Below are 18,226 nucleotides of genomic sequence, written 5' to 3'. Positions count from 1 at the left end.
ATTTTAATAAGACTATTGCAATCAACAAGATAATTTCAAAGCCTTTATTGCGGTGATATAGTGCATTTTTCTGTAGTCCACTTAGGTGAGAGAAATGCGCCCGCTATTCGCGTTAATGGCTTTGCTGTTGCTGAGCCCGCCAACTATTGGCAAAGAATTTTCAAGTTTTTCACAAGCCAAAAAATACCTCAATAAAACCTTACCTCAAAATGCCACAACGCTTTACTGCGGTTGTAAGATCAAGCGCCAAGGTAAAAAGCTCATTCCTGATGCAAACAGTTGTGGTTATGAACCGAGAAAACCCTATACCCATGCAGGCAAACCAAACAGCCGCGCCAAGCGTATTGAATGGGAGCATATTGTGTCGGCATGGGAGTTTGGCCACCAGCTAAAGTGCTGGCAAGATGGTGGCAGGAAAAATTGCAGAAAGGTCAGCGCTAAATTTCGCAAAATGGAAGCTGATATAAACAATTTAGCACCCGCTATTGGTGAAATAAATGGTGACAGAAGTAATTATCGCTTTGGTATGTTGCCTAATACTGCATTAAAGCATGGTGCTTGCCCTGTTAAAGTCGATTTTAAAGCCCGCACAGTAGAGCCGCCTGGTTTTGCCAAAAAGCGCATTGCAGATGCTTACTTTTATATGCAGAGCACTTATGGGTTGAAGTTATCTAAAAAGCAGCAACAATTATTTACATCTTGGCAAAAAAAGTACGGGTACAATTAGCATTAAATTTGCTTTATCAAGTTGTACCAATTGTGTTTACAAACACTTGTTGGTATTTTGATCACACACGATGTGATAGGAATATATTATGAAACTAAATACATTAAGCTTCAGCATTGCGCTTGCTTTATCTGCAACAGTATTGGTTGGTTGTGGCGGTGGTAGCTCAAATAACGAAAATCAACAAACAGCAACACCTACAACACCTTCAACAAACACAGGAAGCACTGGTGGAACAGTAACAGAGCCTACTTGGACGCTAAATAAGTACGATCCTTCGAGCAGTTTTGTTAATCAATGTAAAACGCCTCGCGTTGGCACTGACCCATACGAAAACGCACCTTACCCTGATAAAGCAGGGACTGAAATGCATGAAAAAATGTTCTTACGCTCGTATACCAACGAAACTTATCTTTGGTATGACGAAGTAGAAGACAACGACCCTAAATCATTTGATTCAGTTGGTGAGTATTTCGCACAGTTAAAAACGACCGCGATTACCGACTCAGGTAAGGCAAAAGACCAATTCCATTACTCTGAGAGTTACGATGACTTTAAAAAAGAAGCACAATCAGGCGTTGTGTCTGGTTATGGCGTAAGATGGGCATTCATCAGTACCACCCCGCCTCGTGTGCTTAGAGCTGCTTTCACACAAGACGGCTCTCCAGCTGACAAAGCAGGTTTGCTTCGAGGTGACACAGTTATAGCTATTAATGGCACAGATATAAATACCTCTGATTCGGCTGGTGTAGATAACCTAAATGCAGGTCTACTACCTAAAGCTGGTGAAGAGCACACCTTTACTATTCAGCGTGAGGGTGAAGAGAACCCTATCGAGATTGTAATGACGGCTGGTGATGTACAATCAACCCCTGTTCAAAATGCACAAGTGATACAACACGCTGACAAAAAAGTGGGGTATGTACAATTCAACCAATTTATTTCTGTTGGTCAAGATCCGCTCGCCACAGCATTCCAGCAATTTTCAGATGAGAACATCAACGAGCTTGTACTCGACATGCGCTACAACGGTGGTGGCTTAGTCGTAATGTCTGCTCAGCTTGGTTATATGGTAGCCGGTGAAGAGCAAACAAGAGCAAGTGAAAATAACGGAGCTGCTAAGAGCGCTCAAAATAATGCCAAGGTGTTCAGCCGTACGCTGCGCAACGACAAAATTGAAGCGGCTAGCACTGAAGAAGATTATTATACGTTTGAAAATCGCAAAATCGATTGGAACGAGAGAGTTTATACCAACCAAATCTTACCAAGCGTCAGCTTAGATACCGTGTATATACTTTCAAGTGCAGGCACTTGTTCTGCCAGTGAATCATTGATCAATGGCTTGCGCGGTATTGATGTAAATGTGGTTCTGATTGGTGGTCAAACATGCGGTAAGCCATACGGCTTTACCCCAACTCCAAACTGTGGCGAAGTTTACTATACCGTGCAATTTAAAGGCGCAAACGCCAAAGAGTTTGGTGATTACGCTGACGGCTTTATCCCAGTTGAAAACGAAAACTCTGAAGCTGGCCTATCTGCAAGAGTACCTGGCTGTAATGTCGCCGATGACTTCTCTAAACAGCTTGGTGACAAGCAAGAAGGTATGCTAGCTGCGGCGCTAACACATATTGAAACTGGCGCTTGCCCTGTTGTGGCAAAAGAAACCGCCAACCGTGCGCCAAGCATGCAGAAAACAGTGTTAGATGACAGCCTTAATATCTCTCAGCCATTTCACCCAATGCGCAATAGCATGGTCGATATTAAGGTGAAAGAGCAGTAATGCACTGCAGACTCGTTACCCTACTTTTGGGCGTAACATTGTTGGTTGGGTGTGCACACACCCAACCAACAAAGCCTATTCCAGCGGTTATAAAACACACCACCCCGACCATGAAAGCGGAATTACAGCAAGCCATCGTTTCACTAAAAGGCGGAGTCGCACCGCTGTTGTCTGATACGGTTTTCCTTAACAATAGCGAATTATTGCTAGAACATGGCCGCTCAACTGATGATGCAGGAAACCCTATTCTAGGTGCACATTCACTGACTGTTCAGCGGTTTGTGCTACAACTAAGAGAAACAGGCTGTGTGCTTTTCTATCCCAAGACTGCACAGTTTGTATTACTCAAAAGCGTTTCTTGCCAACCCATGGTAGAATAATCCGCTTTTAGAGGCGTATGGACCTCGCCAACTCATCAATTTTGGGGCTGTTATGAAAATACAATGGATTAAATTATTGGCTTTTGGGGCACTAACCGGGCTACTTACCGCTTGTCATCACACGCCGACACCATTAGGTAAGCCTGAAAAAATATATGACTTTGATCACAAAATCCATTATGAACAAACTAAATTCAGCGATGACCACTACTTCTTAAAGATCCGCTCAGATGATTACGCACATTTCACACGACAAAGCGTATTTTTATTAAGACATTCAGAAAAGCTTTGCCAAGGCATGAATGCACAATTGACCTTGCAAAAAGGCGTGCAAGACTTTGAAAGATTACCGACTCACCCTCGCGCTTATCAGCCAGATCTGCAAGCCGAAGTAAAATGCGTGCCCAGATAATACACTTTACTGCGCTGAGCTATTAAAAGCATGCGCCTTCATCACGGTTGCAATCATTCGAAACGTATCAACCCATGCTTGGCGCAATTCAGGCGTCCAAGCATCCCCTAACCCCATTTTTAAAGTATATAAAAGCGCATTGCCTACCGGAGTAAAGTCTTTGGCCTGCACCCCATACCCCACATGCCGTTCAGCCAATTGGTGAAGTACGGGCACCAGCGCATTTATATCATCAAGCCCCCTCACTGCCACACGCAAGGTCATCATTAACTTTTGCCCTTGGCTTTTAATATCACTTTTAAATAGCTGCTTGAGTGACGGATCGTATTGGAAAAGGGTTTGATAGAAAAGCGCTGCGGCTTCTTCTGCATGAGGCTCTATTTGAACAAAACTACGTTGTACTAGCTTTTTTTGCCTTTCGGTGATCGACATAACTAACCTCATGTTGGCAGATGCCGAGCTATTCGACACCATCACAATAGTTCTAAAGCTAGTCGCAATAGTGTCAAAAAGCGAATTAAGACTAGTCTTTATAACCCCAAGGTGCTTTTGGCGGTGTGATCGGTTTCGTTAAATCAAAGTCAACTCTAAACTCGCGACCTTCACGCACTAAACGGTAAGTAAACTTGTCGTCGTAAATATACATCTGCCATGTGTTGCCCATTGACTGAGGAATGCCTTGGCTCACAAATAACTCTTTTGAATACTGATCAGCAGGGAAAGACTGCACGTTTGCAAAGCCAGCATCGACTGTATGGCCGCCATACATGGTTGACGGGTCATCATCGCCATTTTCTAAACGGTGGTCGTGCTTCAAACTTAATCCACTGCCTGTTTTGGTGATGATCCAAGTACGAGATGCATCTTTTCCAACATGAAAAGGCACTTGTAGTTCTTTTTCATTGCAACGACGCACATGCATCACTAGCTTAGCTTCATTAAACTTGCTCGGGCCTTGGTTATCTAGGGTTACTTTACCTTGATACGCTTTACCACAATGCGCTGCAATTTTATCGAAGAATGCATCATGGGTTGGAATTGATACCAGTGGCGCTGGGCGCGCGATGGCTGAGCCACTAACAAGTAGCGCAAGAACGGCTAGGCTTTTTTTCATTATGCTTGTCCTAAAAAAGAAAAACCAGAGAGTAGTCAGCTCTCTGGTTGTATGCAAAAAAACGCGATTAACGTTAAATTATTAGTTTTATTGCCAAGGGCGATCAGCGGCTAAGTTAGCTTCAAACGCATCAATTTGCGCATTCAATTGCTCAGTCTCACCAATAAAATCTAAGCCACTTAATAAACGCGCTTTAATATCTGAACGCACATCAAAGTCGATGGCATCGAAGTACTGACTGCGGATCTGCTGATTTTCTAAATCAATTTCAACCTGAATATCTTGATGCTGTTCGGCAATCGCAAACAGGCTGTCTAATGTGTCAGCCGATAGCGCGATACACAACATCTGGTTATTACCACAGTTGTTAAAGAAAATATCTGCAAAACTTTGCGCTAAGATCACAGTAAACCCATACTGCTTTAATGCCCAAGGTGCATGCTCACGAGATGAGCCACAGCCAAAGTTATCACGCGTTAATAATACCGAAGCGCCTTGGTAACAGTCAGCGTTTAACACAAAGTCAGGATTTGCACTGCCATCATCTAAATAGCGCCAGTCATAAAACAGCGCTTTATCAAAGCCGTCACGACTGGTTGAAGTTAAAAACTGCTTTGGAATAATTTGATCGGTATCGACGTTATTTTTGTCTAAAGGTGCCAATAAACCTTGATGATAAACCGCCATTACACCGCTCCTCTAATATCTGTAAAGTGACCAGCTATTGCCGCAGCCGCTGCCATCGCAGGACTCACTAAGTGAGTGCGACCACCGCGACCCTGACGACCTTCAAAATTACGGTTAGAGGTCGAGGCACAGCGCTTTTCAGCACCCAGCTTGTCATCGTTCATTGCAAGACACATAGAGCAGCCAGGCTCACGCCATTCAAATCCAGCCGCTTTGAAAATATCAGCTAAGCCTTCTTGCTCTGCCTGCTGTTTTACTAGACCAGAACCCGGTACTATCAAGGCTTCAACACCCGTTGCAACCTGTTTGCCATTGACAATTTCAGCGGCTGCACGCAAGTCTTCAATGCGGCTGTTAGTACAAGAGCCGATAAATACGGTATCGACTTTTGCATCAGATAACTTCTGACCCGCTTCAAGACCCATGTACTTCAAAGCTGCACGCATGGCATCAGCTTTGATTAAATCGGCTTCTTTGTCTGGGTTTGGCACTAGTTCATCAATACCAATAACTTGCTCTGGGCTTGTGCCCCAAGTCACTTGTGGTTGAATATCTTGCGCATCGAGTTCAACCACTAAATCAAACTGCGCATTCTCATCTGATTTCAGTGTCTGCCAATATTCAACAGCAGCTTTGAAATCATCTCCTTTTGGTGCGAACGGACGCCCTTCAAGATACGCAAACGTCGTCTCATCTGGCGCGATTAAGCCCGCTTTGGCACCCATTTCGATGCTCATATTACAAAGCGTCATACGCGCTTCCATTGACAACGCTTCGATACCTTCGCCACAAAACTCTGCCACATAGCCCGTACCACCAGCAGTACCTAGCTTGCCAATCACAGCTAAGATTAAATCTTTTGAGGTCACGGTTGGACGCAGCACACCATTAATTTGGATCTTCAATGATTTGGCTTTTTTCTGCTGTAGTGTTTGCGTTGCTAATACGTGCTCTACTTCAGACGTGCCAATACCATGTGCTAAGGCTCCAAATGCACCATGTGTTGAGGTATGGCTATCACCACATACAATTGTAGTCCCCGGTAAGGTGATCCCCTGTTCAGGACCCATGACATGCACAATCCCTTGGTTAATCGAGTTTAAGTCATACAGCTCAATACCAAAGTCTTTACAGTTTTGCGCAAGTGCCATTAATTGGTTTTTCGATACTTCACTTGCGGCATCTAACGAACGACTCTTGGTCGAAACGTTATGATCCATGGTCGCGAAGGTTTTCTCAGGGCAACGAACTTTACGGTTATTCTCGCGCAGCCCTGCAAATGCCTGTGGTGATGTCACTTCATGTACTAAGTGTCGATCAATATAAAGTAAGTCGGTTTGTTCATTGATTTGTGCAACCACATGAGATTGCCAAATTTTATCGTATAAGGTCTGAGCCACTTGCTACATCCTCTTATCTTGGCTGCATGACGGTGCAGCCATAAGCCAAAATTAAATACGTGAAACGATTGCTTGTGCAACGTCTTGTGTGGTGTAACCACCTTGTGGGTAAATATCTGGCGTGCCAACACCTGCAGCAACGGCTTCTGCCACGGCCTTCTCAATGGTGCGTGCCGCTTCATCTTGCCCTAAAGAATAACGAAGCATTAAGGCCGCACTCAAAATTTGTGCAATCGGATTTGCAATGCCCTTACCTGCAATATCTGGCGCCGAGCCACCTGCAGGCTCATATAAACCAAAGCCTGACTGGTTTAAACTGGCCGATGGTAATAAGCCCATAGAGCCTGTGATCATCGCGCATTCATCTGACAAGATATCGCCAAACAAGTTGTCGCAAAGTAACACATCAAATTGACTTGGCTGCTTCACCAATTGCATTGCTGCGTTGTCTACATAAATATAATCAAGCGTCACTTCTGGGTAGTCTTTGCTCACTTCAGTGACAACTTCACGCCATAGTACGCTTGATGCCAATACATTGGCTTTATCTACTGAGGTAACATGGTTACTACGCAGACGCGCTGCTTCGAATGCAAAACGCGCGATGCGCTCGATTTCAGCGCGAGAATAACGTTGCGTGTCGAATGCGGCTTCACTCCCCCCCTCGCCTTCACGGCCTTTTTCACCAAAATAAATACCGCCTGTTAACTCGCGCACACATAAAATATCAAAGCCTTGCGCACTGATATCTGCTCGTAGAGGAGATGCGGCACTCAATGCTGGTAATAACTGTGCTGGACGCAAGTTACAGAACAAACCAAAGTGCTTACGAAGTGGCAGTAAAGACGCACGTTCTGGCTGCTCATTTGGCGGTAAATGCTCCCACTTAGGACCGCCTACTGAGCCAAATAAAATGGCATCTGCTTTTTCACATGCCGCTAAAGTAGAGTCAGGAAGCGCCGCACCAAATTCATCAATGGCAGCACCACCAATGGCATGGTGCTCACGCTTTAGCGTAAAATTAAACTTTGCGCTAACCGCATCTAGTACTTGCTCGGCGGCAGACATGACTTCAGGGCCGATGCCATCTCCAGCTAAAACGGCGACTTGGTAACTTTGTTGGCTCATCCTGCTTTCCTTTGTTGTTTTAAGTCAGACACTTTTTGTGCTCTGTCAATTAAGTTATATACGCGGATCATGGCGCGTACTGAAGCTTCTACGATGTCGGCAGCAAGGCCGACGCCGTGATATTGGCGACCATCGTATTTCGCAATAATATTTACCTGACCAAGTGAGCTTGCACCTTGGCCTGTGGCATCTAGGTTGTATTCAATCACTTCAACCGCCATGCCCGTAATACGTTCAATGGCTTTGAATGAGGCTTCGACCGGGCCATTGCCCGTGGCAGCTTCTTGCTTTGATTGTCCGCCTACTGTCATGCCAATGGTCGAACTGGCAACTGATTGTGAATTTGAAGCTGAGTTTACAAACTCAAGTTGGTAGGTTTCGTCTTTATCACTGATCTGATTAAAGTAGATCATGGCTTCTAGGTCATAGTCATAGACTGTGCCTTTTTGGTCCGCTAGCGCTAGGAAGCTGTCATATAAGCTATCCATGTCATAATCAGACTTTTGATAACCTAACTCTTCTAAGCGATGCTCAATGACATGGCGACCTGAACGCGAGGTCATATTTAATTGATTGTTTGGTACGCCCACTGTTTCTGGAGCCATGATCTCGTAAGTGTTTTGTGCTTTTAACACACCATCTTGGTGAATGCCTGAGCTGTGAGCAAAGGCATTTTCGCCGACAATGGCCTTATTCGGCTGCACAGGCATATTACAAATGGTTTCAACTTGACGTGAAGCGCGGTAAATCTCTTCGCTGCGAATATCGGTGTAAACACCTAAATGGTCGTGACGCATCTTCATAATCATCGCCACTTCTTCTAACGAACAGTTACCCGCTCGCTCACCAATACCATTAATCGTACATTCGATTTGTCGCGCACCGGCTTGTACTGCAGCAATCGAGTTTGCCACCGCCAAACCTAAGTCGTTATGACAATGTACACTTAAACGCGCTTGGTCGATATTTGGCACGTTATTCATTAAATGGTGGATCATCGCCGCATACTCGTCAGGCGTCACATAGCCCACGGTATCAGGTAAGTTGATGGTTGAAGCGCCTGCTTTAATTGCTTGCTCGACAATACGACATAAATCCCAATGCGGTGTACGACCGGCATCTTCACACGAAAACTCCACGTCATCGGTGTAATTACGGGCTAGCTTGATTGATTTCACCGCCATCGCAGTTGCATCATCTAGGCTCATGCGTAGCTTGTGCTCAAGGTGTAAAGGGCTGGTTGCAATGAAGGTATGAATACGGCTTTGCTCTGCTGGACGTAATGCTTCACCACAGGCTTCGATGTCTTTTGCCACAGCGCGTGCCAAACCACAAATCGCCGGGCCTTTAATTTCAGTGGCGATGCGCTGTACTGCTCGAAAATCTGCGGGGCTTGAAACCGGGAAACCGACTTCCATGACATCCACATTAAGTCGGCTAATGGCATGTGCAAGCTGTACTTTATCATCTTCAGTTAAGCTCGCCTTTAGCGCCTGCTCACCGTCTCTTAATGTTGTATCAAAAATCCAAACTTTATCATTCATACCTTAGCTCCTCACCCCTTTGTATCGCCCTTTGAACACCATCGCTATAAGCAAATAGTTTTAATCAGTCATTAGATAACAGTGCAAAAACAAAAAACCCCGCAATGTGCGGGGTTTTCGTTATGCTGCATTTCACACGCACACCGCCCCGCACCGATACTTGATCAGTAAGAGGTTTAATAGCAGTGACAATTGTGTGAACTTTTTCATTTCTTATTCTGCATGTTTTGTATTTATGCTGTAACTGATGCGATTTTTAACATGCCTGCACACTTAAAATCAAGCATAAACAATTCAACAAAACAGCAAAAACAGAATCAAGAAAGAAATCAAAAAGCAAATTGCGTTTGAAATAAGAATAAAAAAACCCTTAAACATAAAAGTTAAGGGTCTTTTTAAATTTGAACAGTAAACAATCGAGTAGATTAATTTTTGTATGATTTTTTTATGAAGGCTTTGAATTTACTTGATGTGTGCCGTAATGGTTCGCGCCTTTGGCGATATAACGCAACTGCCAAATCAGACGTTCGGTTAATTCTTCTCGTTGTTGTGCGTCTTGATCAAGTGCATCAGCTCCGGCATTAAACACCAAGGTCACCATGGCTTCTGCTTGCATATAAGCATGATTCGCATCGCATGGGGTTTCAGCTTCTAAATAATGCGCAAGCTCTAAAATAAAATGTTGGATTTCACGAACGACTGCTGCACGAAATGCTTTTGATGTGCCTGAGCGCTCTCGTAACAACAATCTAAATTGGTTACTCGACGTATCGATGAATTCCATAAAAGTCAGCACAGAAGTATTGATCACACTGCCACCACTTGCTATTCGACGGCGTGCTTGTCGCATCAATTGGCGTAATGTTAAACCCGCTTCATCAACCATGGTTAAACCGAGTTCATTCATGTCTTTAAAGTGTCGGTAAAACGAAGTTGGTGCAATGCCCGCTTCTCTTGCCACTTCTCTTAAACTCAAATTAGAAAAACTATGCTCCGCACTGAGCTGGTTAAATGCAGCTACAATCAAGGCTTGTCGGGTTTTTTGTTTTTGTTGTGCACGAACACCTGACATATTTTCTCCCTAGAGTTTATCGATAACTTGTGCAGTCTAATACTTGACGTGATGAGAATGAAATACTATTTTAGCGTACAAGTGTACGCTGAGATTTTTTAAGATGAAAAAACCCCCTCTCATTTGGACAAATGTTTTATTTTTTGCCCTGTCATTTCTGGCAGCCATTACCCTAGTGCCGTGGTATGGAATAACCCATGGTTTTGAAACCAGCACTTGGATCGCTTTTGTTGCCTGTATGTTTTATGCCGGTTTATCAATCACCGCCGGTTACCACCGTTTATGGGCGCACAAAACATATGAAGCTCACCCGGCAGTGCAATGGATATTTGCACTAGGTGGCGCATTCGCACTGCAAAATAGCGCATTACATTGGAGTAGCGACCACCGTGTTCATCATGGTCAAGTCGATGATCCTGTTAAAGACCCTTATGCCGCAACCAATGGCTTTTGGTATAGCCACATTGGTTGGATGTTGCGTGACTACCAAGGTAAAAACTATGGCGACTACAGCAATGCCAGAGACTTACAACGCAACCCTATCGTGATGTTTCAACACCGTCATTACATGAAACTTGTGTTACTAACGAATGTGGGGATTCCATTACTGCTAGGTGCACTGTTTGGTGACATTATTGGTATGTTATTATTGGCAGGTGTATTAAGGCTGGTATTAAGTCAGCACTTTACTTTCTTTATCAACTCACTGGCGCATATTTGGGGCTCTCGCCCATATACTGAAAAAAATACCGCCCGTGATAATGGCTTTTTAGCATTGTTCACCTATGGTGAGGGCTATCACAATTTCCACCATATTTTTGCCAGTGACTATCGCAATGGTATTCGTTGGTACCACTACGACCCAACAAAATGGATGATCCGTGCATTTGCGGCAGTCGGCCTTGCCAGCAAACTCAAACGCACACCAGTCGAGCGTATCGAAAAAGCCAAAGCTGAAACCTTGTTACTTAAGACTAAAGTTAAGCTGGCAAAATTGCCTTTAGCCCAAGATCAGCTTACATTGTTACAACAAGAATATGATTTGCTTCTAAAAAAGTTACAAACCTTTTGTGCGGCACAAAAGCAGTTATTAGAAGCAAAAGCTGATTCCATGCGTGAGCAATGTGATACTTCGGCAATTGCCAAGCAATACAAAGAACTTGAAGCTGCTTGGCAAACGCAAAAACAAGCATGGTTAGCACTAAATGCAAGGCTATTATCGAACGCTTAAATCAATTTGTTCGGTGATAGCCAACTCGCAAGTTGAGGAGGGGCTGTGGCCAAACAAAAAGCAGAATCAAATACAGACAAGCCGGCGTCATTTATGTATGACGCCATTATTATAGGTTCAGGCCCTGGCGGTGAAGGCGCCGCCATGAACCTATCTAAAAGCCACAAACGTGTTGCCGTTATCGAGCGCCATAAAGCGGTTGGTGGGGGTTGCGTTCACTGGGGCACTATTCCTTCAAAAGCACTCAGACACTCTGTCAGTCGCTTAATTGAATATAAACAAAACCCACTTTTCAGCCTCACTGAAAAACCGCAACGTTTAACTTTTGGCGATATTCTTAGCCATGCCAGTAATGTGATCTCTAAGCAATCAAACCTGCGCAGCAGCTTTTATGACAGAAACCGCATTGAGTTATTTCAAGGTGATGCCAGCTTTATTGACCGTTACTCAATTAAAGTGACACATGCAGATGGCTCTTATGAAGTGATCACGGCACCGATTATTGTGATTGCCACAGGCTCACGCCCATACCGTCCACCTGGTGTCGATTTCTCTCATCCTAGAATATATGACAGTGACACCATTTTAAGTCTAGAGCATGACCCTCAGCGCGTTTTAATCTATGGTGCCGGTGTTATTGGCTGTGAGTATGCTTCTATCTTTAAAGGTCTAGGTGCAAAAGTTGATCTGATCAATACCCGCGATAGATTACTGGCGTTTATGGATGCAGAGATCTCTGATGCACTAAGTTATCACTTCTGGAATAGTGGCATTGTTATTCGCCATAATGAAGAGTTTGCCAAAGTTGAACCACATGAACATGGTGTCGTACTGCATCTGCAATCAGGAAAACGCGTACGTGCCGATTGCATTTTATTTGCCAATGGCAGAACCGGTAATACAGATAAGCTCAATCTTGCCGCTGTAGGCCTAAAAGCCGATGGCCGCGGACAATTGAAAGTAAATGAGTGCTACCAAACCGAAATCGATAACATTTATGCCGTTGGTGACGTGATTGGTTATCCTAGCTTAGCCAGTGCCGCATTTGACCAAGGCCGTATCGCAGCTAAAGCCATAGTTTCAAGTAGTTGTAACGAGAAACTAATCAATGACATTCCAGCAGGTATTTATACCATTCCTGAAATGAGTTCAGTGGGCAAAACAGAACAAGAGCTAACAGCTGCTAAAATTCCTTACGAGGTCGGTAGAGCACAGTTTAAACACCTTGCACGTGCGCAAATCACAGGCACACAAGTAGGTAGCTTGAAGCTGCTATTCCATTCGGAGACAAAAGAGATTTTAGGTGTTCACTGCTTCGGTGAGCGCGCCTCAGAAATCGTTCACATCGGCCAGGCAATTATGGAACAAAAAGGCCCGGGTAATAACATCGAGTACTTTGTTAATACCACCTTTAACTATCCAACCATGGCTGAAGCCTATCGCGTAGCAGCATTGAATGGTTTAAACCGATTAAGTGACTAAGTAGCTCACCACATAAAAATGCAAAAACCCGATAAGTTGAGTTTATCGGGTTTTTTATTCACTTCAGTATTCGCCTATGCCATCAATTGACTTAAAGGTTCCATGCCCCACAAGAAAATTAATACCGCCGCTAACAGAGCAAAGATGATATAAGCTATCCAACCAGCCTTCATTTTTGGCTGTTGCAAGCTTGATTCTACTGTTCCCGTTAAAAGCGTTTTGATGAGGTTTTTACCTTTAAAGCGATAGGCAATGATAGCCAAAATATGTAATGCAATTGCGGCAATTATAAAATCGATATTACTGTGGTGTATTGACCCTGCTAACTCAACAAGATCATAGCTGACATACCGAACTAGTGGGCCATCAACAAGAATATCATCTGTCGTAAATAACCCAGTGACAAGTTGCAGAAGGATCAACACAAAAAACAGCACAACCATCAGACTTCCCGCAGCATTGTGGCCTACCCTGTCTTCTTTGCCTTTTAATGCATTAACAACCTTTGTCGGGTGATTAATCAACTTGCTTAGCCTGGCTGTTTCACTACCAATTACACCCCAAATTAATCGGGCTAACATCAGTGCTAACAACACGTAACCTGTAACAAAGTGCAACTCTAACCAGCCTTCTTCACCACTGATATACAACACACCTAACGCAATAACCAACAACCAGTGAAAGCCTCGAATAAAGCCATCCCAAACCTTAACTTTGCCCATATTAATCTCAAACTATTTTATGCCGTGCGCACCATTATGACGTACTGCGGGAGCGTGTCTAGATAGTTGAGATTTAACGCAGAGTTACTTCCAGCACTGACTTTGACCTTAAGCGGAGAAAACTAGCTACAAACAGTGCGCTTTGTTTAATCAATATCTCCAAACTCATCATCACCTAAGCTTTCGCGTAAGCGCTTTTGTTCAAAATAATCTTCTAACCTTTTTCGAGCACGGCGCTTTTGAATGCTAGAAGACTCTGTATTTAAATCATCTAACTCCGCACCAAACTCATCATCAATAGGCGCATCTTCAGAAAAGGAATTACGCATGGTGACAACCTCATAACTATAAGCACAATACTGAATTAATAATTAGCTCGATTTTTTAGGTTTGCAAACTTTACGATGCGACTTAGCACGGAGAGCACAATGTTAAAAATCGTAATAATTGGTTAAATAAACCACTTTCATTTTTATTTTAGCTATAAGCACACTTACAAAAAGAAAACAAAAAACATAAGAGACTGAATTTAAATGGCTTTAATTTTTGGCATTCATCTTGATAAGTAATCATCGAGTCTATCAACAGGAATGATAATTATGAAAAAGTTTATGCTAGCAACAACGCTAATTTTAAGTACTTCAGCAATCGCTCATGAAGATCACGGTATTCAAATTAGCAGCGATCAGTGTCAAGTCGATTTCCAGAATGATGTTCGCATCACACCAAATCAATTGCAGATCACTGCAGAGAATAATAAGCAACTAACAATTGACAGCTATGGTGAGCTTTATGTTGATGGACAAGCAATCACCCTAACCTACGATCAAAAAACAGCCTTAGCGAATTATGCTGATTCACTCAGAGTACAACTACCACAAGTGGCAAACATCGCTCTTGACGGCGTAAAGCTTGCTGGTGTTGCATTGGATGAAGTAGCACAAGCGTTCAACCTACAAGGACTAGAGTCTCTTAACGGTCTGATGGATGAACTACACGTTGAGATCAGTGATACCTTCTATCAACAAGGTGCATTTGTCATGGGCGAAAAGACCTTTCATGAGTTCGGAGAAAATTTTGATAATCACTTTGAAACTCACATAGAAGAAGCAGTCGAATCAGCCATGATGGAATCAATCGGTAGTATCTTAATGATGGTCGGCTCTGAAATGGTCAGCTCAGGCGGCGACATGGAAAGCTTTGAAACGCGCATGGAAAACATGGGCAAACAAATTGAAGAAAAAGTGCAGTTACAAGCAAAGCAAATTGAAGAACAAGCAAATGGCTTATGCGATAAATTTGAAGGTATTGCACATGCAGAGACAAATTTAGTTGCGCAGATCCCAGCAATGAACGGCTATCAGCTTTTCAACTTTAAATCTAAATAAGCATTATTAGATTACAGTATTAATTATCTCCCTTTATGAGCTGGCTAATGCCAGCTCTTTTTATAACCTCACCTTAAGTGCGCCTCGACAGACTTTAACGACTGCGGGTGTCTCTCCTATTATTTCGCCATCAGCTTCAATTAACAGATCAGGATCAGAGATTTCATACTCCATCAACTCACTCACCTCAAGATGAGATGACGTTTCATGCTGATGTACTAGCATCAGTAAAAAGCTCCAAAGTCTACTCAGTAAAGACTCAGCCCTAAAATGCAGCATTAATAGTTTGCCATTATCAACCCTAGCACTCGGCGCTACTTTTAAGCCTGCAGCAAAAAACTGACCATTTGCAAATACACGCATCAGAGAGGGGTCATGAGATGAAGTATGTTTAAAGCTAAGTAAGTGCTTAATGCCCGCAAAAATATAGCTCAGCTTATGACGGGTTTGGAACGTATTCATATCTTTTACAACTGCAGCATTAAACCCTATGCCTGCAACATTAATGAAAAAGCGCTGATTGACTTTACCTAAATCTAATAACCTATAAGATTCAGAAAAAACCAAGGCTCGCCATTGCTGTTGAGAATAGGCGAACTGCCTCACAAAATCGTTACCCGTGCCAGCTGGTAGCACAGCAAGCGAAACAGGTGAATTCGCCAATGCATTCGCGACCAAATGCAATGTACCATCACCGCCAACTGCAACAACCGTTTCTACTTCTGCTAGCTTTTGCTTGATAGCGGTGAGATCTGTCTCAAAACCCCCTGATGTAAAGAACCACTGATTCTTGAGCCCTCTTTTTACACATTCTTCTTTTATCCATTGAACCTGCGCTTCGATAAAAGGCGAATCACTTGGTTTCACAACAACGAGCATAAAATTAATTAACCTAGCTTATTAAATAATTATTCACAAAGAACCGAAAAAGCCCTTAGATATTGAAAAACAGATAAGAATAACTATTCAAAAATCATAATGAAGAATAAAATACATTAGAAAAACTTATCCGAAAACAGTAATTTTTATTGTTTTTAAATTAATCAAATCGAATGCAAAATACACTCAATCAAGCACTACTCAATTACATAACTTAGGAGCTCATCATGATCCAGACAGCTGCGGCGTGCAGCAACACGCAACCTCGCTTAAAGAAATCAACTACTAAAAAGCCAAGCTTTAGCTGGCAGTCTCTTTTTGCAGTCTGCGCTCAAAAACTGTCGACGGCTCATATGGCTCAATATAAGTAACCGTTTAAAGCGCTTATCTTTATGATTTCACTATACACAATTTAACCGATGTGGCTATCAGAGCTAAAAAAAGAATTTTTTCTTTAATTTTGGGTTAAATTTTAAGCAAACAAATCAAAAGCTATTTACAGCAGCATAATCGCTGAGTATTATCTTTGCCCATGGAGAGATGGCTGAGTGGTTGAAAGCACCGGTCTTGAAAACCGGCATACGTTAATAGCGTATCTAGGGTTCAAATCCCTATCTCTCCGCCATATTTAAAGTTTGCGCCGGAGAGGTGGCCGAGTGGCTGAAGGCGCTCCCCTGCTAAGGGAGTATAGGGTTTGTAGCCCTATCGAGGGTTCGAATCCCTCCTTCTCCGCCATTAACTTGTATTAAAACCGCTTAACAGCGGTTTTTTTATGCCTGAATTTTAGTCACATCAAATACCATAAAAGATTTATATCTCTTCTCTTAATTCAACAAACTATTTTAACGTGAGTAAAGCGACTAAATAGGAAGTGCATTATCAATATATTAAGTCACTGTTCTACATAACAGGTTCATTTTCACTATGCTTGAATAAATGATCAATAACATGCAAACTGATTGAAAAAAGAGCGAAACACGTTATGCAAAAAGCCACTATTTTCACAGCTGTGTTATTCGTTTTATCAGCCTGTGGTCAAACTGATGAAATGAATAATACCGAACAGACAAAACCACAAAGCGCTGAAAAGGTGACCTCTACATCGGAAGAAAAGCCTGCGTCTGCACCGAAAGTAACCGAGCTTTCAAAAGTAGATAAAGCTGAGCTGGGTTTAGAAAAGGTATCTCAAGAAACTTTAAACTCACTTAGAGCTGACATAAGTGCAATAGAAAAAAATAATGAGTGTGACTCCAATACGCAATGTAAGGTAATAGCTGCTGGCAACCGAGCTTGTGGTGGCCCTAGCCACTATATGCTTTTCTCAACTAAAACTACAACTGATGAAACAGCCAAAGCTGTTGCAGATAAACTGACAAAGTACGAAAGTCTTTATAATGCGCAAACAGGTATGCAAAGCATCTGTGCCATGTTAACTAAGCCAGCGACACAATGTATCAATAACAAGTGTGTTACACTAAGCGGCAGTACTTATATCGCTCAATAAAAGGAACATACATGAAAACAGTTTTGGCCCTAGTTACATCAACTCTGCTCATGTTAACAGGCTGTCAGTCCTCAACAGGTACTCAGAACAAAGAGAGCAACACCCTGAAAGCTTATGTGGCTGATCTAAGCTGTGAGGCAAGCTTTCAATGTAAAGTAATCGGTGTGGGTGAGAGAGCTGCGTGTGGTGGCCCAAGTAACTATATTGTGTTTTCGACTAAGAATGTTGATGAAAGTGAAGTTGAGCGCCTAGCTGATGCTGAAACTGCACAAGAGCGAATACTGAACGAAAGACAAACCCCTGATGAAACTTGCAAACAAGTGCTCCCTATTCAATCTCTATGCATTAAGAGCAAGTGTGAAAGCTTCACAATAAGTAACTAAAATAGCAGAGCCCCTATTGCTGACAATGTCATTATCAATAGGGCACACCCCCCAGCTTTATAGATCAGCATTTGATCCATATCTTTATGAACCCAATAGCGATAAATAAAACGCGCAAAATAACTCGCTGATGTACCGAATAAAGCAAACATAACAAGTAAATAAATTAAGTATAGCGACACACATCAAACCTTTTCTAAATACCTCTTAAGCATAGCCATTAGTTAAGCTTGTTTCAAATATAGTGCAAAAGGTTACCGACAACGAACGTAGTGAGTACGGTTCTTTTGCGCAAGGTGAATATCGTGCGAAAGGGTAATGACACAGCGTGAAACGCTGACATTCTTTTCGCGCAAGGTGAGATAAACCATTTTAGCTGGAGTTAAGGGCGTC

Annotated in this window: 20 protein-coding genes and 2 tRNA genes; 12 read left to right on the top strand and 10 right to left on the bottom strand. The window is 42.8% G+C overall.

Annotated features, from left to right (window positions below; translation table 11 throughout):
- Positions 1–94 precede the first annotated feature (94 nt).
- The 4 genes from AC1HJP_RS18470 to AC1HJP_RS18455 all read left to right on the top strand — a co-directional run bounded on the left by AC1HJP_RS18470 (position 95) and on the right by AC1HJP_RS18455 (position 3,299).
- On the top strand, positions 95–727 hold the full coding sequence (locus tag AC1HJP_RS18470; protein WP_480363037.1) for an endonuclease: 633 nt from the start codon (positions 95–97) through the stop codon (positions 725–727).
- Between the two features lie 88 nt (positions 728–815).
- On the top strand, positions 816–2,507 hold the full coding sequence (locus AC1HJP_RS18465) for a S41 family peptidase (protein ID WP_480363036.1): 1,692 nt from the start codon (positions 816–818) through the stop codon (positions 2,505–2,507).
- Complete coding sequence (locus AC1HJP_RS18460) at positions 2,507–2,887, top strand: hypothetical protein (RefSeq protein ID WP_480363035.1); 381 nt, start codon at positions 2,507–2,509, stop codon at positions 2,885–2,887. Before AC1HJP_RS18465 ends, AC1HJP_RS18460 begins: the two co-directional genes overlap by 1 nt.
- Before the next feature lie 52 nt (positions 2,888–2,939).
- Positions 2,940–3,299: a hypothetical protein gene (locus AC1HJP_RS18455; RefSeq protein ID WP_349285160.1), complete on the top strand. Its 360-nt coding sequence runs from the start codon at positions 2,940–2,942 to the stop codon at positions 3,297–3,299.
- A gap of 6 nt (positions 3,300–3,305) precedes the next feature.
- Here AC1HJP_RS18455 and AC1HJP_RS18450 read toward each other — a convergent pair whose 3' ends face one another.
- The 7 genes from AC1HJP_RS18450 to fabR all read right to left on the bottom strand — a co-directional run bounded on the left by AC1HJP_RS18450 (position 3,306) and on the right by fabR (position 10,244).
- The gene (locus AC1HJP_RS18450) at positions 3,306–3,731 is read right to left on the bottom strand and encodes a globin family protein (protein WP_480363034.1); all 426 of its coding nucleotides are present in this window, start codon (positions 3,729–3,731) and stop codon (positions 3,306–3,308) included.
- 91 nt (positions 3,732–3,822) lie between these two features.
- On the bottom strand, positions 3,823–4,413 hold the full coding sequence (locus AC1HJP_RS18445) for a hypothetical protein (RefSeq protein ID WP_480363033.1): 591 nt from the start codon (positions 4,411–4,413) through the stop codon (positions 3,823–3,825).
- 87 nt (positions 4,414–4,500) lie between these two features.
- A complete protein-coding gene (leuD, locus tag AC1HJP_RS18440) occupies positions 4,501–5,100 on the bottom strand; it encodes a 3-isopropylmalate dehydratase small subunit (RefSeq protein ID WP_480363032.1) in 600 nt (199 codons plus the stop codon).
- Entirely contained in the window at positions 5,100–6,500 is a 1,401-nt protein-coding gene (leuC, locus tag AC1HJP_RS18435; RefSeq protein WP_480363031.1) for a 3-isopropylmalate dehydratase large subunit, read from the bottom strand. Before leuC ends, leuD begins: the two co-directional genes overlap by 1 nt.
- A gap of 51 nt (positions 6,501–6,551) precedes the next feature.
- Positions 6,552–7,628: a 3-isopropylmalate dehydrogenase gene (gene leuB / locus AC1HJP_RS18430; protein WP_480363030.1), complete on the bottom strand. Its 1,077-nt coding sequence runs from the start codon at positions 7,626–7,628 to the stop codon at positions 6,552–6,554.
- Positions 7,625–9,172: a 2-isopropylmalate synthase gene (leuA, locus tag AC1HJP_RS18425; protein ID WP_480363029.1), complete on the bottom strand. Its 1,548-nt coding sequence runs from the start codon at positions 9,170–9,172 to the stop codon at positions 7,625–7,627. The genes leuB and leuA overlap by 4 nt, the downstream gene beginning before the upstream one ends.
- A 445-nt stretch (positions 9,173–9,617) precedes the next feature.
- The gene (fabR, locus tag AC1HJP_RS18420; protein WP_480363028.1) at positions 9,618–10,244 is read right to left on the bottom strand and encodes an HTH-type transcriptional repressor FabR; all 627 of its coding nucleotides are present in this window, start codon (positions 10,242–10,244) and stop codon (positions 9,618–9,620) included.
- 103 nt (positions 10,245–10,347) lie between these two features.
- Between fabR and AC1HJP_RS18415 the strand changes: the two genes are divergently transcribed.
- Positions 10,348–11,475 carry an acyl-CoA desaturase gene (locus AC1HJP_RS18415; RefSeq protein ID WP_480363027.1) on the top strand — a complete coding sequence of 376 codons (1,128 nt, stop codon included), beginning with the start codon at positions 10,348–10,350 and terminating at the stop codon, positions 11,473–11,475.
- A 93-nt stretch (positions 11,476–11,568) separates the two neighbouring features.
- Positions 11,569–12,957 carry a Si-specific NAD(P)(+) transhydrogenase gene (gene sthA / locus AC1HJP_RS18410; RefSeq protein ID WP_480363071.1) on the top strand — a complete coding sequence of 463 codons (1,389 nt, stop codon included), beginning with the start codon at positions 11,569–11,571 and terminating at the stop codon, positions 12,955–12,957.
- Between the two features lie 74 nt (positions 12,958–13,031).
- On the opposite strand, the gene AC1HJP_RS18405 is transcribed toward sthA, so the two are convergent.
- Complete coding sequence (locus AC1HJP_RS18405; protein ID WP_480363026.1) at positions 13,032–13,679, bottom strand: cytochrome b/b6 domain-containing protein; 648 nt, start codon at positions 13,677–13,679, stop codon at positions 13,032–13,034.
- 146 nt (positions 13,680–13,825) lie between these two features.
- Complete coding sequence (locus AC1HJP_RS18400) at positions 13,826–14,008, bottom strand: PA3496 family putative envelope integrity protein (RefSeq protein WP_480363025.1); 183 nt, start codon at positions 14,006–14,008, stop codon at positions 13,826–13,828.
- Positions 14,009–14,278: 270 nt separating this feature from the next.
- On the opposite strand from AC1HJP_RS18400, the gene AC1HJP_RS18395 reads away from it, so the two are divergent.
- Positions 14,279–15,067: a YggN family protein gene (locus AC1HJP_RS18395; protein WP_421965610.1), complete on the top strand. Its 789-nt coding sequence runs from the start codon at positions 14,279–14,281 to the stop codon at positions 15,065–15,067.
- 60 nt (positions 15,068–15,127) lie between these two features.
- Here the strand turns inward: AC1HJP_RS18395 and AC1HJP_RS18390 are convergent, their stop codons facing one another.
- Positions 15,128–15,946, bottom strand: coding sequence for a diacylglycerol/lipid kinase family protein (locus AC1HJP_RS18390; RefSeq protein ID WP_480363024.1), 819 nt, complete (start codon positions 15,944–15,946; stop codon positions 15,128–15,130).
- Between the two features lie 227 nt (positions 15,947–16,173).
- Between AC1HJP_RS18390 and AC1HJP_RS18385 the strand changes: the two genes are divergently transcribed.
- The 5 genes from AC1HJP_RS18385 to AC1HJP_RS18365 all read left to right on the top strand — a co-directional run bounded on the left by AC1HJP_RS18385 (position 16,174) and on the right by AC1HJP_RS18365 (position 17,833).
- The gene (locus tag AC1HJP_RS18385; RefSeq protein ID WP_390448602.1) at positions 16,174–16,317 is read left to right on the top strand and encodes a hypothetical protein; all 144 of its coding nucleotides are present in this window, start codon (positions 16,174–16,176) and stop codon (positions 16,315–16,317) included.
- Between the two features lie 163 nt (positions 16,318–16,480).
- Positions 16,481–16,571: transfer RNA gene (locus tag AC1HJP_RS18380), tRNA-Ser, on the top strand.
- A gap of 17 nt (positions 16,572–16,588) precedes the next feature.
- A tRNA-Ser gene (locus AC1HJP_RS18375) sits at positions 16,589–16,681 on the top strand.
- A gap of 247 nt (positions 16,682–16,928) precedes the next feature.
- On the top strand, positions 16,929–17,450 hold the full coding sequence (locus tag AC1HJP_RS18370; protein WP_480363023.1) for a hypothetical protein: 522 nt from the start codon (positions 16,929–16,931) through the stop codon (positions 17,448–17,450).
- Between the two features lie 11 nt (positions 17,451–17,461).
- Entirely contained in the window at positions 17,462–17,833 is a 372-nt protein-coding gene (locus tag AC1HJP_RS18365; RefSeq protein ID WP_480363022.1) for a hypothetical protein, read from the top strand.
- Positions 17,834–18,226: the final 393 nt, after the last annotated feature.

Source organism: Pseudoalteromonas sp. NFXS53, assembly GCF_056629255.1.
This window is presented reverse-complemented; position numbering and strand designations above follow the sequence as displayed.

What these genes read in the sequence shown, in the direction of transcription:
- AC1HJP_RS18405 (WP_480363026.1), bottom strand. Translation starts at nt 13,679, where the DNA reads ATGGGCAAAGTTAAGGTTTGGGATGGCTTTATTCGAGGCTTTCACTGG.
- AC1HJP_RS18460 (WP_480363035.1), top strand. Translation starts at nt 2,507, where the DNA reads ATGCACTGCAGACTCGTTACCCTACTTTTGGGCGTAACATTGTTGGTT.
- AC1HJP_RS18450 (WP_480363034.1), bottom strand. Translation starts at nt 3,731, where the DNA reads ATGTCGATCACCGAAAGGCAAAAAAAGCTAGTACAACGTAGTTTTGTT.
- AC1HJP_RS18390 (WP_480363024.1), bottom strand. Translation starts at nt 15,946, where the DNA reads ATGCTCGTTGTTGTGAAACCAAGTGATTCGCCTTTTATCGAAGCGCAG.
- AC1HJP_RS18415 (WP_480363027.1), top strand. Translation starts at nt 10,348, where the DNA reads ATGAAAAAACCCCCTCTCATTTGGACAAATGTTTTATTTTTTGCCCTG.
- AC1HJP_RS18395 (WP_421965610.1), top strand. Translation starts at nt 14,279, where the DNA reads ATGAAAAAGTTTATGCTAGCAACAACGCTAATTTTAAGTACTTCAGCA.
- AC1HJP_RS18445 (WP_480363033.1), bottom strand. Translation starts at nt 4,413, where the DNA reads ATGAAAAAAAGCCTAGCCGTTCTTGCGCTACTTGTTAGTGGCTCAGCC.
- leuA (WP_480363029.1), bottom strand. Translation starts at nt 9,172, where the DNA reads ATGAATGATAAAGTTTGGATTTTTGATACAACATTAAGAGACGGTGAG.
- AC1HJP_RS18365 (WP_480363022.1), top strand. Translation starts at nt 17,462, where the DNA reads ATGAAAACAGTTTTGGCCCTAGTTACATCAACTCTGCTCATGTTAACA.
- leuB (WP_480363030.1), bottom strand. Translation starts at nt 7,628, where the DNA reads ATGAGCCAACAAAGTTACCAAGTCGCCGTTTTAGCTGGAGATGGCATC.
- fabR (WP_480363028.1), bottom strand. Translation starts at nt 10,244, where the DNA reads ATGTCAGGTGTTCGTGCACAACAAAAACAAAAAACCCGACAAGCCTTG.
- AC1HJP_RS18455 (WP_349285160.1), top strand. Translation starts at nt 2,940, where the DNA reads ATGAAAATACAATGGATTAAATTATTGGCTTTTGGGGCACTAACCGGG.
- leuD (WP_480363032.1), bottom strand. Translation starts at nt 5,100, where the DNA reads ATGGCGGTTTATCATCAAGGTTTATTGGCACCTTTAGACAAAAATAAC.
- AC1HJP_RS18465 (WP_480363036.1), top strand. Translation starts at nt 816, where the DNA reads ATGAAACTAAATACATTAAGCTTCAGCATTGCGCTTGCTTTATCTGCA.
- AC1HJP_RS18400 (WP_480363025.1), bottom strand. Translation starts at nt 14,008, where the DNA reads ATGCGTAATTCCTTTTCTGAAGATGCGCCTATTGATGATGAGTTTGGT.
- AC1HJP_RS18385 (WP_390448602.1), top strand. Translation starts at nt 16,174, where the DNA reads ATGATCCAGACAGCTGCGGCGTGCAGCAACACGCAACCTCGCTTAAAG.
- AC1HJP_RS18470 (WP_480363037.1), top strand. Translation starts at nt 95, where the DNA reads ATGCGCCCGCTATTCGCGTTAATGGCTTTGCTGTTGCTGAGCCCGCCA.
- AC1HJP_RS18370 (WP_480363023.1), top strand. Translation starts at nt 16,929, where the DNA reads ATGCAAAAAGCCACTATTTTCACAGCTGTGTTATTCGTTTTATCAGCC.
- sthA (WP_480363071.1), top strand. Translation starts at nt 11,569, where the DNA reads ATGTATGACGCCATTATTATAGGTTCAGGCCCTGGCGGTGAAGGCGCC.